The organism is Mesorhizobium sp. Root554 (assembly GCF_001427025.1).
Lineage (GTDB): Bacteria > Pseudomonadota > Alphaproteobacteria > Rhizobiales > Rhizobiaceae > Mesorhizobium.
In genome coordinates, this window is record NZ_LMGA01000001.1 from 401,757 (window position 1) to 414,198 (window position 12,442).

Below are 12,442 nucleotides of genomic sequence, written 5' to 3' on the forward strand. Positions count from 1 at the left end.
ATCACCACCAGGAGACCGAAATGGCTGCACAGAAGGGCAAGGACCTTCTTCTCAAGCTCGATTCCGACGGATTGGGCACTTTCCTGACCGTTGCCGGCCTGCGCTCGCGGCGCATCGCCTTCAACAGCGAAACGGTGGACATCACCGACGCAGACTCGGCCGGGCGCTGGCGGGAGTTGTTGGCGGGCGCAGGCGTGCAGCGCGCCTCGATCAGCGGATCCGGCATCTTCAAGGATGCCGAGTCCGACGCGGCGATCCGCTCGCGCTTCTTCGGTGGCGAGGTTTCGCCATGGCAGATGGTGGTGCCGGACTTCGGCGCCGTCTCCGGCCCTTTCCAGATCACGTCGCTGGAATATACCGGCGCCCATGATGGCGAGGTAACGTTCGAAATGGCGCTGGAATCCGCCGGCGCTATCAGCTTCTCGGCCGCCTGATGGGCGCGAACCGCCGGCGCGGCGAGGTCACCGCGACGCTTGATGGCGCGGAGCACCGGCTCTGCCTCACGCTGGGAGCCCTCGCCGAACTGGAATCCACCTATGCCGCGAGCGACCTGAACGCGCTGGTCGAGCGCTTTTCCAGCGGCCGTCTTTCGGCCGTCGATCTGATCCGCATCGTCGGCGCTGGCTTGCGCGGCGCCGGCGAACCGCTCAGCGACGAGACCGTCGCGGCAATGCATTGCGAGGGCGGCGTGCCGGGTTTCGCCCAAGTGGTGTCCGACCTGCTTGCGGCGACATTCGGCTCCAGCGATGCGAAGGCCACCGCCTCGAACCCTTGACCGCCGCAGCAGGCAAGCCCTTTCCGTGGGACGAGGTCATGGCCATCGGCCTCGGTCTGCTGCGGCTCTCTCCCAAGGCGTTCTGGGCCATGACGCCGTTGGAATTCGAGCGCGCCATGAGCGTGCTGGCGCAAAACCGACAGGCGCCGCCCGATCGCGGCGACCTGACGGCGCTCATGCATGCATTCCCGGACAATCAGGAGGCAGGACTTGGCTGAAGATGTGACCGTTTCGATAAAGGCTGACATCGCGCCGTTCCAGGCTGCGCTGGAAAACCTCGAAAGGCTGTCGCAAAGTTTCGGCGGCCAGCTTTCCGGCGCGCTGAAAGGTGCAGTCGTCAGCGGCAAGGATCTTGACGACGTGCTGCGGCGCATCGGCCTCAATCTCGCTGGCTTGGCCCTTGAGCAGGGGCTTAAGCCCTTGCAATCGCTGGCCGGAGGCCTGATTTCAAGCCTGTTCGGAAGCCTGGCCGGCATTCTGCCCTTCGCCAAGGGCGGCGTGCCGGGGCGAGTCACGCCGTTCGCCTCCGGTGGCGTGGTTTCCGCGCCGACATACTTCCCGACTGGAAACGGCCTCGGCCTGATGGGAGAGGCCGGAAGCGAAGCGATATTGCCGCTACGCCGCGGCGCGGACGGCAGCCTCGGCGTTGCCGCTGCCGGCGGCGGGGCGTCCGTCAACGTCGTCTTCAATGTCTCGGCGCAGGACGCGGCGTCTTTTCGTAAATCCGAAGCGCAGATCACCGGCATGCTGGCGCGTGCCGTGTCGCGCGGCACCAGAACGTTCTGAGGAAAAATGTCGGAATTTTCCAGTTTCCACGATCTGCGCTTTCCGGTCGCCATCTCGTTCGGCGCCACCGGAGGGCCGGAGCGCCGCAACGACATCGTCTCGCTGACCTCGGGGCGGGAGAAGCGCAACGCGCGCTTTTCCCAGTCCCGTCATCGCTATGATGCGGGGACGGGCCTGCGCTCGCTCGACGATCTGCACGAGGTCGTGGCTTTCTTCGAAGCCCGGCGTGGTTCGCTGCACGCCTTCCGCTTTCGCGACCCGTTCGACATGAAATCCTGCCGTCCGGCGGAAACGCCGTCGGCGCTCGACCAGGATCTGGGGGAGGGGGACGATGAAAACCGGCGCTTTCCGCTCACCAAGACCTATGGTGACGGTGAAGATGCTTACAGGCGTCTGATCTGGAAACCGGATATCTCGACCCTGCAGGTAGCGGTGGCCGGCGTCGCGCAGGCGTCTCCGGCGGATTTCACATTCGATCCGGCCACCGGTGAAATCGTGTTTGCCGCGGCGTCCGTTCCGGCTGAGGGCGCGACTGTAACGGCCGGCTACGAATTCGACGTGCCGGTCCGTTTCGATGTCGAGCGGATCGAGATCAGCCTGAAGGCCTTCAAGGCTGGCCAGATCCCATCGATACCGCTGGTCGAGGTGCAGTTTTGACGATCTACCCTGAAGCGCTCGCCGCCCATTTCGGCCGCGACGTGACCACCGTATGCCATTGCTGGCGGCTGACCAGAAAGGATGGCTCGATCGCCGGCTTCACCGATCACGACCGGGCGCTCGCTTTCGACGCCACCGTGTTCGAGCCGGAAACCGGCTTCAGCGCCAGCGAGGCGCGCGATGCCCTGGGCCTGGGCGTCGACACCGTCGATGTCGAAGGGGCCTTGTCCTCCGACCGTATCAGCGATGAAGACATAGCCGCCGGCCTCTATGACGGCGCGCGCATCGAAACCTTCATCGTGAACTGGCGCACTCCGGACGATTTTGCCTGCACCCGCGTGGCGACCATAGGCAAGATCACCCGCAGCGATGGCCGCTTCGTGGCGGAGCTCGAAAGCCTGGTCCATGCGCTCGACCGTCCGAACGGCCGCACGGTGCTGCGCACTTGCGATGCGGAGGTGGGCGATGCGCGGTGCGGCTTTGTGCTGGATCAGCCAGGATTCGTGGCTGTTGGCACCGTTGCATCGGTGAGCCAGGCAGGTGGCGTCTATGCCCATGGCCTCGATCTGTTCGATCCCGGCTGGTTTGCCAAAGGGCTGCTGACATGGACGGGCGGCGCGAGGACTGGTCGTTCCGAGCGCCTCGCCGACCATCGCGTGGAAGACGGGCAGGCGCTGCTGGTGCTGGAACCGTCCGTTGGACCGGCGATTGCCGCCGGCGACGCCTTTTCGCTGACCGCCGGCTGCGACAAGGCATTCGCCACCTGCAAGGCCAAGTTCGCCAACGCGCTGAATTTTCGCGGCTTTCCGCACTTGCCCGGCAACGATGCCGCCTATTCCTACGTCATTGAAGGCGGCAAGTTCGATGGCGGGCCGATTGTCCCCTGACGCCGGCCGCGCCACCACGCCCATCGCTTTTGCCGTCGAGGCGGAAGCGCTGAGCTGGGTCGGCACGCCCTATCGCCACCAGGGCGACCGCAAGGGGCTGGGATGCGATTGCATAGGCCTCGTGCGCGGTGTCTGGCAGGCGATTTACGGTTTCGCCGTCGAGCATCCCGGACCGTATCAGCCCGACTGGGCGGAAGGCGGGTGCGAGGAAGCGTTGATGCACGGCATGGGACGGCATTGCCGCGAAAAAGCTTTTGCGGACCCGCAACCGGGCGATCTCGTGCTGTTCCGCTGGCGGCCGCATCTGCCGGCAAGACATGCGGGCATCCTGGTCGGCGACGGCGGCTTCGTCCACGCTTATGAGGGCGCTGGCGCGGTGGTGCGTTCGGCCCTCGTGCCGCAATGGCGCCGCCGCATCGCCGCCGTTTTCACTTTCCCAGACATCCAATTCTGAACGCCGGAGCGCTTTATGGCGACAATTCTGCTGCAGGCCGCGGGCGCCTATCTCGGCGGCATGCTCGGATCGTTCGGCGCGGTCGTCGGCACGGCCGCCGGCGCGCTGGCCGGTTACGCGGTCGACCGGATGCTCATCAACGGCACGAACACGCTCGAGGGTCCGCGGCTCGGTGGACCGCGGCCGTTCAGCGCCGAGGAGGGCGTGCCGATCCCGCGCGTTTACGGCACGGCGCGTTTGGGTGGGACGATGATCTGGGCCACACGCTTCAGCGAAAAACGCACCTCGACGCGGCAGGGCAAGACCGGACCAAAGGTCAATCAGTATTTCTACTACGCCAATGCGGCCTTCCTGCTGTGCGATGGCGAGATCGCCGGCATAAGGCGGATATGGGCCGACGGCGTCGAGCTCGACCGCGAGACCATCGATCTGCGGGTCTACACCGGCAGTGAGGATCAACTGCCGGATCCGTTGATCGAAGCCAAGCAGGGCATCGGCAACACGCCAGCCTATCGTGGCGTGACCTATGTCGTGCTCGACCGGCTTCCGGTCAGCCAGTATGGCAACCGCATTCCACAATTGCAGTTCGAAGTGATCCGGCCTGTTGGAGACCTTGCAAAGTCGATCCGGGCGATCTCCCTCATTCCCGGCGCGACCGAATACGGCCTGTCCTTCAGCCTGATCTCGTTGTTGAAGCGGCCAGGCAGCGAGGAAGCGACCAATCGCCATGTCCTCTTCGCCGCGACGGACATGGCGGCATCCCTGGACGAATTGCAGGCGACGTGCCCGAATCTCGAACATGTGGCGCTTATCGTCACCTGGTTTGGCAACGACCTGCGCGCCGGCCATTGCCAGGTGAGACCTGAAGTCACGGACCAGACGATGACGGCGTTCTCGGCGGACTGGACGGTTTCCGGCCTTTCCCGTGCCGAGGCGTCCCTGGTTTCGACGCATGACGGCTCGGCTGCTTACGGCGGCACACCCGCAGATCGCAGCGTGCTCGATGCAATCGCCGACCTTAAGGCGCGGGGCCTCAAGGTGACGCTTTATCCGTTCATGATGATGGACATACCGGAAGACAACGCGTTGCCCGATCCCTATGGCGGGTCGAGCCAGCCAGGCTATCCGTGGCGGGGCCGGATCACCTCCGATCCCGCGCCCGGACAGGCCGGAACCGCCGACAAGACCGCCGCTGCGCGGGCGCAGATCGCGGCATTCTGCGGCGCGGCGCTTCCGAGCCATTTCTCCAACGGCGGCAACACGATCGACTATTCCGGCCCGACGGGCGATTGGGGCTACCGGCGCTTCGTTCTTCACTACGCGCATCTGGCGGTGAAGGCCGGCGGGGTCGATGCGTTCCTGATCGGCAGCGAAATGCGCGGCCTGACGACGCTGCGCGACGAAGCCGACGCCTTTCCGTTCGTCGAGCAGCAATGCACGCTTGCCGCCGATGCCCGCTCCGTGCTCGGCCCGCAGACCCGCCTGACCTACGCGGCCGACTGGAGCGAATATTTCGGCCATCAGCCCGCCGATGGCAGCGGCGATGTCTATTTCCACCTCGATCCGCTCTGGGCGCATCCGGCGATCGACGCCGTCGGCATCGACAACTACATGCCGCTCGCGGACTGGCGGGATCAGGACAATGCGGGCGGCAATCCGGACGGGTTTGCAAGTCCTTACGATATCGCTGGCCTACAAACGTCGATCACCGGTGGCGAGGGTTTCGACTGGTACTATGCTGACAGCGAGGCACGCGCGACACGCATCCGTACACCCATCACCGATGACGGCTATGGGAAACCATGGGTCTTCCGCAACAAGGACCTTGCCGCCTGGTGGTCAAACCAGCATTTCAACCGGCCTGACGGTATAGAGGGGGCTGTGCCGACTGCATGGGTGCCGCAGGGCAAGCCGATCTGGTTCACGGAAATCGGCTGTCCGGCGATGGACAAGGGCCCCAACCAGCCGAATGTCTTTCCCGATCCGAAATCGGCGGAAAGCGCAATCCCGTATTTTTCCAATGGCGGCCGCTCGGACCTGGCGCAGCGGCGATTCCTGGAAGCGCATCTGACGCATTGGGACGAAACGAGCGGCGATTTCCACGAAGAGTGGAATCCGCAATCCGGCGTCTACGACGGGCGCATGGTCGATGTCTCCCGCATCTATCCCTGGACATGGGACGCGAGGCCGTTTCCTGCCTTTCCGAGTTTGCGAGACGTGTGGTCGGACGGCCCGAACTGGGATCGGGGGCACTGGCTCAACGGCAGGCTGGCCAATCCCGATGTCGGCGCTCTGATCAACGCCATATTGATGGATCACGGCCATGCGCCGGCCAAGGTGAGCGGCGTCGAGGGCACGCTGACCGGTTATGTTCTCGACGATCCACAATCGGCTCGCGCCGCGCTGGAGCCGCTGATGGATCTCTTTGACGTCATCGTTTCGCAGGACGGCGATACGATCGCCTTTCGGCAGTCCCGGACCGCCGTATCCTCGGTCCAGACCATCTCGGAACTGGCATGGAACGAAGCCGGACCGATAATCGAAACGGTCCGCGAGCCTGAGCATGAGTTGCCGAGCGAGGCGCTGCTGACGTTCTGCGAGCCGTTTTCCCAGTATCAGGTCGCCTCCGTCCGCAGCGTGCAACAAGGTATGTCCGGAAGCCGCCAGCATTCGATGGCGTTTCCCGGCATATTGGAAGCGAACCAGGCCCGCGCCCTCCTGGACGATTGGCTGAAACGCACCCGCTATGCGCGCGAAACGGTGCGTTTCGCCGTGCCGCTGCCGCAGGCGGACATCGCGCCCGGCACGGTGGTCAGGCTCCCCGCGTCCGGAAACGGATCCGAGTTTCTCGTCACCGATGTCGAGGACGGCATTCTGAGGACGGTTTCGGCCCGGCAGATCCTTGCTGTCCCGCCGTCGCCCTGGCGGTCTTCGATTCCCGCGGCGTTGCCGGTTGTTTCGGTTGCCATAGGCAAGCCTCACACACTGTTTCTCGATCTACCGGCGGGGATCGGAAGCAACGAAGCGCAGAACCAGTTCCGCGTGGCGCTTTGGCAAACGCCTTGGGTGGCCAGAACGTTGTCTGTCTCTCCCGAAGATACGGGCTTTGCCGTCCGCGCGACAGTCGGCCAGCCGGCGCGGCTCGGCAAACTGACCGAACCCTTGCTTCCCGGCTTCGAAGGGCGGGTCGCCAAAACGACGTCCATCTCGGTCGAATTGTTCGAGTCCGAGGTTGCGAGCGTCAGCCGGCTCCAGCTTCTCAATGGCGCCAATACGGCTGCCGTCCGCTCGGCATCCGGCGCGTGGGAAATCCTGCAGTTCGAGACGGCTGAGCAGATCGGCGCGGAAATCTGGAAGCTTTCAGGTCTTTTGCGCGGCCAACTCGGAACCGATGACGCGATGCTGGTTGGAGCTTCGTCAGGAGCCGACTTCGTTTTGCTGGACGATGCTGTCGTGCCGGCGGGGCTGCTCGCGGGCGAAATCGGACTGCAACTCAACTGGCGCGTCGATGGGAGCTTTATCGATTCCCTGATCGATAATGCCACGACCGAGGCGGTTGGGGGCGTGCGCGCACTGACACCGCTGTCGCCTGTTCATCTGAAAGCCCATCCGGCTGATGGAGATCTGGCTGTCTCGTGGATGCGCCGCGGCCGTATCGATGCCGACCGCTGGGATGGCGGCGACATTCCGCTTGGCGAGGATGTCGAACAATACCGCATCGAAATCGCGCCGGCGGGCGGAGCAATTGTCCGGACCGCGACAACCTCCGAACCGTCTTGGCTTTACGAAGCCGCGTCCATCGCCGCGGATTTCGCCACTGCCGGAGAGATTGATGTGACGGTCCGTCAATTCAGCGCGGCGGTCGGCTGGGGTGTGCCGGCGCGCCGCCGCTTCACGCTTCCATGACGTATCGCAATCAGAAAAGGAAACGGAAATGGCGACAAGCAAACCCTGGTACCTGTCCCGGACGATCTGGGCATCGATCATCACCATTCTCACCGGCACCGCCGGCCTGACGGGCATACCTGTCGACGGGATCGACAGTTCGGCCTTCACCGACACGGTTTTGCAGGCGGTCAGCGCGATTTCCGGCCTTGTTGCGGTCTTTGGCCGGTTGTCCGCAAAGGAAAGGATCGGATAGAGTGTTTCAACGCGTCACCGCGTGGCGGGATGCAAACGGAGAAGGGAACTTCGATTGAGGGCGACGTTCATTTCACGTTCAGCACCCATGCGGTAGAGCATTCGGCATGAACAAGTCGCGTTTCTCAGTGGGATCAATGGTGCTGGCGCTTTGCGCCGGCGCGTTGTTTGCGCCGCAGGCCGGGGCTGCTCCCCGGCCTCAGCCTTCCCGTTCCGATACTCTGCTCACGGTTGCCTCCGATTGCTACGCGATCGGACAGGAGGTCGCGGCCCAGAAAGGCGGGACGCTCGCCAAAGCGTCGCAGTCGACACGCGGCGGGCAGGCTGTTTGCGTTGTCGTTGTCCTCGTGCCTGGCAAGGATGGCCAGCGGCCACGCCGCGCCGAGATTGTCGTGCCCCAGAATTAATTGCCCGTTCTTGCAATACGGGAATCGGCTATATCTTGCTCCGTCTTGGAGCCAACCGCATAGGGTTGCATGCGCATACTGGTTGTCGAGGATGACAAGGACCTGAACCGGCAGATTTCCGATGCGCTGTCGGATGCCGGTTACGTGGTCGACAAGGCGTTCGATGGCGAAGAGGGGCATTTCCTCGGCGACACCGAGCCTTATGACGCCGTGGTTCTCGATATCGGCCTGCCGCAGATCGATGGCATCAGTGTCGTGGAACGCTGGCGCCGCGCCGGTCGCAAGATGCCGGTCCTCATCCTTACCGCCCGCGACCGCTGGAGCGACAAGGTTTCCGGCATCGATGCCGGCGCCGATGACTACGTCACCAAGCCTTTCCACATCGAAGAAATTCTCGCCCGGGTTCGCGCGCTCATCAGGCGCGCCGCGGGCCATGCCTCGTCCGAGCTGACCTGCGGTCCGTTGCGACTGGACACCAAGGCGTCGAAAGCCGACGTCGATGGCGTGCCGCTGAAACTGACTTCGCACGAGTATCGGCTTCTGGCCTATCTCATGCACCACAAGGACGAGGTGGTCTCGCGCACGGAGCTTGTTGAACACCTCTACGATCAGGATTTCGACCGCGACTCCAACACGATCGAGGTCTTCGTCGGCCGGCTGCGCAAGAAGATGGGCGTCGACATGATCGAGACAGTCCGCGGCATGGGCTACCGTATCCGCGAACCGGAGGTCTGAGGCGGAACAGGCTCCCACCAGACGCGTGCCGGGTAAAGCGCCTTCGATGCGCTTCTGGTTCCGCTCGTTGACATTCCGGGTCGTCGCGTTTTCCACCGTCTGGGCGATCCTGACGCTTGTCGTCATCTTCACGCTGATCACGACCCTTTATCGCCAAGCCAGCGAACGCGGATTTGAGAGCCTGCTTTCGGCGCATCTGTTCAACCTCATCGGCTCGGTAGGCGTATCGGAAGGTGGCGCGTTGACCGGTTCACCCGATCTTGGCGATCTGAGGTTTTCCGAGCCGAATTCCGGCTGGTACTGGTCGGTGATGCCGGCCTCCGAGGGCGTCAGGGGCGAATTGCGCTCATCATCCATGACGAAATCGATCCCGTCGCCGAGCGTCACGGAGGTGCCGTTCAACATCGCCTTCCAGCGCAGCTACACCATCGACGGAATAAACGGCGAGCGGCTGCAGGTTTTCGAAAGCGAGTTTGTCCTCGACGCGAAGAACCGTGCCGCCCGCTTTCGCGTCATGGGCAACCAGTCGGAGCTCGACCGGGAGATCGGCGCCTTCCAGCGTCGCCTGCTGACCTATCTGTCCCTTTTCGGCATCGGCATGATCGCCATCAATGCCGCGGCCATCCTTCTCGGCCTGCAGCCGCTGCGGCGTGTCAGGAACGCGCTGGCCATGGTGCGCGAAGGCACCGCGCAAAGGCTCGACGGCAAGTTCCCCAGCGAGATTGAACCGCTCGCCAACGAAACCAACGCCCTGATCGAAAACAACCGGCGCATCGTCGAGCGGTCCCGGACCCAGGTCGGCAACCTCGCCCATTCGCTCAAGACGCCGCTGGCGGTGTTGATCAACGAAGGCAATGCGCTGGGCGGCGCCAAGGGCAAGCTGATCGTCGGGCAGGCATCCTCGATGCAAAAGCAGGTCGAGCATTATCTCCAGCGCGCTCGCGTCGCCGCCCAGCGCAACAGTGTCGTCTACCGCACGCCGGTCGGACCTCTGACGCAGCGCATGACGCGGGTCATGCGGAAGCTCAATCCCGATATTTCACTTTCGCTTTCGCTGCCGCAGGGCGAGGTTGTCTTCGCAGGCGAGCGGGAAGATCTTGAGGAAATGCTCGGCAACCTGCTGGAAAACGCGATGAAATGGGCAAAAAGCACCGTCGCAATCTCGGTCGTGCCGCCGGCAGGCGAGGAAGATGCCGATGACAGATTTGAAATTGTCATCGAGGATGACGGAGCCGGCATACCCGAAGACAAAGCCCGGGAGGTTCTGCAGCGCGGCAGGCGGCTGGACGAAACGAAACCCGGTACAGGCTTGGGGCTGGCCATTGTCGCGGACCTTGTCAACGAGTATGGAGGCGGCCTTGCACTGGAGAGGTCGTCACTTGGAGGGCTCAAGGCGAAGGTTCGCCTTCGCGGCGTTTCATGATGGCTGAAGCACGCAACAGGCCAAATTTCGGCCAAAGATCAACTATAACGCGATGCCAGCTGCTAGAATGCGGCTAGAACCGGGTTTAGCATGAAGAATCATCTGGCTATTTTTGCAGCGCTTCTGGTTGTTTCCGGTTGCAGCACCACAAGTTTGCAGCGCGGCCAGGATGTTGCGCCCAAGACCACGCAGCCCAGTCAGAGTGCTTCCGGCGGCGGGCGGGTCGGAACCGGGTTCATCGCGGCGATGAATGGCGGGCTGGTAGGCGGCAACATCGGGTCGGGGCTCACCGCCCAGGAAAAGCGCAGCGGCCTCGAGGCCGAGTACAAGGCCTTGGAATACACGGCGAGCGGGCAGCCGGTCGCCTGGAAAGGTGATCAGGCGAACCACTACGGCGAAGTGGTTGCCGCGCAGCCCTACCGGGTTGGCTCGCAGGATTGCCGACAGTACAGGCATACGGTCACCGCCGGTGGTCCGGCTGTCACTGCACGTGGAACGGCATGCCGGAACGCCGATGGAAGCTGGACGCCGTTGACCTGACAGGCCGGTCTGTTCCGCCAAAGCGTCGCAGGCGCCTTGTGTTGGCAGAAACGAGTGGCGCGGCTATGGGTGTGTCATGCTTTTTTGGGTCATAGCCGCTGCAATGACGCTGGCCGCCAGCCTTGCTGTCCTGCTGCCGTTGACCGCCCGCACTGGCACGGTATCCGCCGACACCAGCCATGATCTCGAAGTCTACCGCGACCAACTGGCCGAACTGGACAGAGACCTTGTGCGCGGGCTCATCAAGCCAGCCGAAGCCGAGCAGGCACGCGCCGAAATTGGGCGGCGCATTCTCCAGCTTGACCGAAACGAGCCTGCCAGTAACGCAAAGTCAGGCCCGGCAACGTTCGTGCGTATCGTGGCGGCGGCCGCCGTACTTGCCGTTCCTGTTCTGAGCTGGGGCCTCTATGCAGGCTTGGGTTCGCCGGATTTGCCGTCGCAGCCTTTGAGCAGCCGTCTGGCCAAAAATCCCGCGGAGAGCAGCGTCGATGAACTCGTCGCCCGCGCCGAGGCGCATCTGGCGGCCGACCCTTCCGACGGACGGGGTTGGGATGTGCTGGCCCCAATCTATCTGCGCATGCAGCGCTTTGACGATGCCGCATCCGCCTATCGCCACGCCATCCGGCTCGAGGGATCGACCGCCGCAAGGCAGGCCGGGCTCGGTGAAGCCATAGCCAACGTTTCCGGCGGGGTGGTTTCAGCCGAGGCTCAAGCTGCGTTCGAGGCTGCTCTGAAGATCGAGCCAACCAATCCCAAGGCGCGCTTCTATCTCGCCATGGCGCTGATGCAGGAAGGCCGCAAGCAGGAAGCCGCATCTGCGTGGCAGGCGATGCTCGTTGATCTTCCGCCGGATTCGCCATGGCATGGCGCGGTGACACAGGCTTTGGCTTCTGCTGGCGGGCAACCTGCAGATTCCGCCGGACCCGACGCGAGCGATGTTGCGGCGGCGTCGGCCATGAACGCGCAGGACCGCGACGCCATGATCGAAGGAATGGTCGCCGGTCTCGACGAAAAGTTGAAACAAAATCCGCGTGACCAGGAAGGATGGATGCGCCTCATTCGTTCCTACATGGTGTTGGGCAGGCACGACCAGGCACGCAACGCTCTCGATCGGGGCGTCGCCGCTTTCGGCGCCGCCAGCGACGAGGCGACCAAGCTGACCGCCTTCGCTACCTCGCTTGGACTCTCGGAAACGCGATGACACGCAAGCAGAAGAGATTGTCGGTGATCCTGGGCGGGCTGGCGTTTCTGGCCGCCGCCACCGGCCTGACCTTTTATGCGCTTGGCCAGAAAGCGTCCTATTTCTACATGCCGAGCGATCTCGCCGCCGCCACCTTGCAGCCGGGCCAGCGGATCCGGCTGGGCGGCTTGGTCGAAAAGGGCACCATCGTGCGGGAGCAGGGCGCGAAGGTCGCATTTTCGGTAACCGACCAGCACAGTTCGGTGAAGGTGACCTATACCGGCCTCCTGCCGGATCTCTTCCGAGAGGAACAGGGGGTCATCACCGAGGGCAGCTTCAATGCCGGCGGCACCTTCATCGCCGACAGCGTGCTTGCCAAGCACGACGAGCGCTACATGCCCAAGGAGGTCGCCGACGGCCTGAAGGCGAAGGGCGTCTGGCAGGAGAGCAGTCAGTAA

Annotated in this window: 15 protein-coding genes; all 15 read left to right on the forward strand. The window is 63.7% G+C overall.

All coding sequences use genetic code 11. The annotated features are described in order from the left end of the window. Positions 1–20: 20 nt before the first annotated feature. The 15 genes from ASD44_RS01905 (at position 21) to ccmE (ending at position 12,442) form a co-directional block, all read left to right on the forward strand. Positions 21–434, forward strand: a complete 414-nt coding sequence (locus ASD44_RS01905; protein ID WP_056108061.1) for a phage major tail protein, TP901-1 family — start codon at positions 21–23, stop codon at positions 432–434. Further along, the gene (locus ASD44_RS01910; protein WP_056108065.1) at positions 431–775 is read left to right on the forward strand and encodes a gene transfer agent family protein; all 345 of its coding nucleotides are present in this window, start codon (positions 431–433) and stop codon (positions 773–775) included. The genes ASD44_RS01905 and ASD44_RS01910 overlap by 4 nt, the downstream gene beginning before the upstream one ends. Then, positions 772–993 (forward strand): rcc01693 family protein, encoded by a 222-nt coding sequence (locus tag ASD44_RS01915; RefSeq protein ID WP_082542366.1) that lies wholly within the window; start codon positions 772–774, stop codon positions 991–993. The genes ASD44_RS01910 and ASD44_RS01915 overlap by 4 nt, the downstream gene beginning before the upstream one ends. Beyond that, positions 956–1,561: a phage tail tape measure protein gene (locus tag ASD44_RS01920; RefSeq protein WP_200946393.1), complete on the forward strand. Its 606-nt coding sequence runs from the start codon at positions 956–958 to the stop codon at positions 1,559–1,561. The genes ASD44_RS01915 and ASD44_RS01920 overlap by 38 nt, the downstream gene beginning before the upstream one ends. 6 nt (positions 1,562–1,567) lie before the next feature. Next, positions 1,568–2,218: a DUF2460 domain-containing protein gene (locus ASD44_RS01925; RefSeq protein ID WP_056108070.1), complete on the forward strand. Its 651-nt coding sequence runs from the start codon at positions 1,568–1,570 to the stop codon at positions 2,216–2,218. After that, on the forward strand, positions 2,215–3,105 hold the full coding sequence (locus tag ASD44_RS01930; RefSeq protein ID WP_056108073.1) for a DUF2163 domain-containing protein: 891 nt from the start codon (positions 2,215–2,217) through the stop codon (positions 3,103–3,105). The genes ASD44_RS01925 and ASD44_RS01930 overlap by 4 nt, the downstream gene beginning before the upstream one ends. Then, positions 3,095–3,559, forward strand: a complete 465-nt coding sequence (locus tag ASD44_RS01935; protein WP_244478708.1) for an NlpC/P60 family protein — start codon at positions 3,095–3,097, stop codon at positions 3,557–3,559. The genes ASD44_RS01930 and ASD44_RS01935 overlap by 11 nt, the downstream gene beginning before the upstream one ends. A gap of 15 nt (positions 3,560–3,574) precedes the next feature. Next, on the forward strand, positions 3,575–7,465 hold the full coding sequence (locus ASD44_RS01940; RefSeq protein ID WP_056108081.1) for a glycoside hydrolase TIM-barrel-like domain-containing protein: 3,891 nt from the start codon (positions 3,575–3,577) through the stop codon (positions 7,463–7,465). 28 nt (positions 7,466–7,493) lie between these two features. Beyond that, on the forward strand, positions 7,494–7,700 hold the full coding sequence (locus ASD44_RS01945; RefSeq protein WP_056108084.1) for a hypothetical protein: 207 nt from the start codon (positions 7,494–7,496) through the stop codon (positions 7,698–7,700). Positions 7,701–7,806: 106 nt separating this feature from the next. Beyond that, positions 7,807–8,106: a hypothetical protein gene (locus ASD44_RS18900; RefSeq protein WP_056108086.1), complete on the forward strand. Its 300-nt coding sequence runs from the start codon at positions 7,807–7,809 to the stop codon at positions 8,104–8,106. Between the two features lie 69 nt (positions 8,107–8,175). Beyond that, positions 8,176–8,841: a response regulator transcription factor gene (locus ASD44_RS01955; protein WP_056108089.1), complete on the forward strand. Its 666-nt coding sequence runs from the start codon at positions 8,176–8,178 to the stop codon at positions 8,839–8,841. Between the two features lie 46 nt (positions 8,842–8,887). Then, positions 8,888–10,264: an ATP-binding protein gene (locus tag ASD44_RS01960; protein ID WP_056108092.1), complete on the forward strand. Its 1,377-nt coding sequence runs from the start codon at positions 8,888–8,890 to the stop codon at positions 10,262–10,264. 90 nt (positions 10,265–10,354) lie between these two features. Next, entirely contained in the window at positions 10,355–10,804 is a 450-nt protein-coding gene (locus ASD44_RS01965; RefSeq protein ID WP_056108095.1) for a hypothetical protein, read from the forward strand. Between the two features lie 76 nt (positions 10,805–10,880). Then, positions 10,881–12,005, forward strand: coding sequence for a c-type cytochrome biogenesis protein CcmI (gene ccmI / locus ASD44_RS01970; protein WP_056108098.1), 1,125 nt, complete (start codon positions 10,881–10,883; stop codon positions 12,003–12,005). Then, on the forward strand, positions 12,002–12,442 hold the full coding sequence (ccmE, locus tag ASD44_RS01975) for a cytochrome c maturation protein CcmE (protein WP_056108100.1): 441 nt from the start codon (positions 12,002–12,004) through the stop codon (positions 12,440–12,442). Before ccmI ends, ccmE begins: the two co-directional genes overlap by 4 nt.

Bases quoted from the DNA above. Each gene is read 5' to 3' on its own strand.
- ASD44_RS01905 (WP_056108061.1), top strand. From the start codon at position 21: ATGGCTGCACAGAAGGGCAAGGACCTTCTTCTCAAGCTCGATTCCGAC.
- ASD44_RS01920 (WP_200946393.1), top strand. From the start codon at position 956: ATGCATTCCCGGACAATCAGGAGGCAGGACTTGGCTGAAGATGTGACC.
- ASD44_RS01925 (WP_056108070.1), top strand. From the start codon at position 1,568: ATGTCGGAATTTTCCAGTTTCCACGATCTGCGCTTTCCGGTCGCCATC.
- ASD44_RS01940 (WP_056108081.1), top strand. From the start codon at position 3,575: ATGGCGACAATTCTGCTGCAGGCCGCGGGCGCCTATCTCGGCGGCATG.
- ASD44_RS01945 (WP_056108084.1), top strand. From the start codon at position 7,494: ATGGCGACAAGCAAACCCTGGTACCTGTCCCGGACGATCTGGGCATCG.
- ASD44_RS18900 (WP_056108086.1), top strand. From the start codon at position 7,807: ATGAACAAGTCGCGTTTCTCAGTGGGATCAATGGTGCTGGCGCTTTGC.
- ASD44_RS01955 (WP_056108089.1), top strand. From the start codon at position 8,176: ATGCGCATACTGGTTGTCGAGGATGACAAGGACCTGAACCGGCAGATT.
- ASD44_RS01960 (WP_056108092.1), top strand. From the start codon at position 8,888: ATGCGCTTCTGGTTCCGCTCGTTGACATTCCGGGTCGTCGCGTTTTCC.
- ASD44_RS01965 (WP_056108095.1), top strand. From the start codon at position 10,355: ATGAAGAATCATCTGGCTATTTTTGCAGCGCTTCTGGTTGTTTCCGGT.
- ccmI (WP_056108098.1), top strand. From the start codon at position 10,881: ATGCTTTTTTGGGTCATAGCCGCTGCAATGACGCTGGCCGCCAGCCTT.
- ccmE (WP_056108100.1), top strand. From the start codon at position 12,002: ATGACACGCAAGCAGAAGAGATTGTCGGTGATCCTGGGCGGGCTGGCG.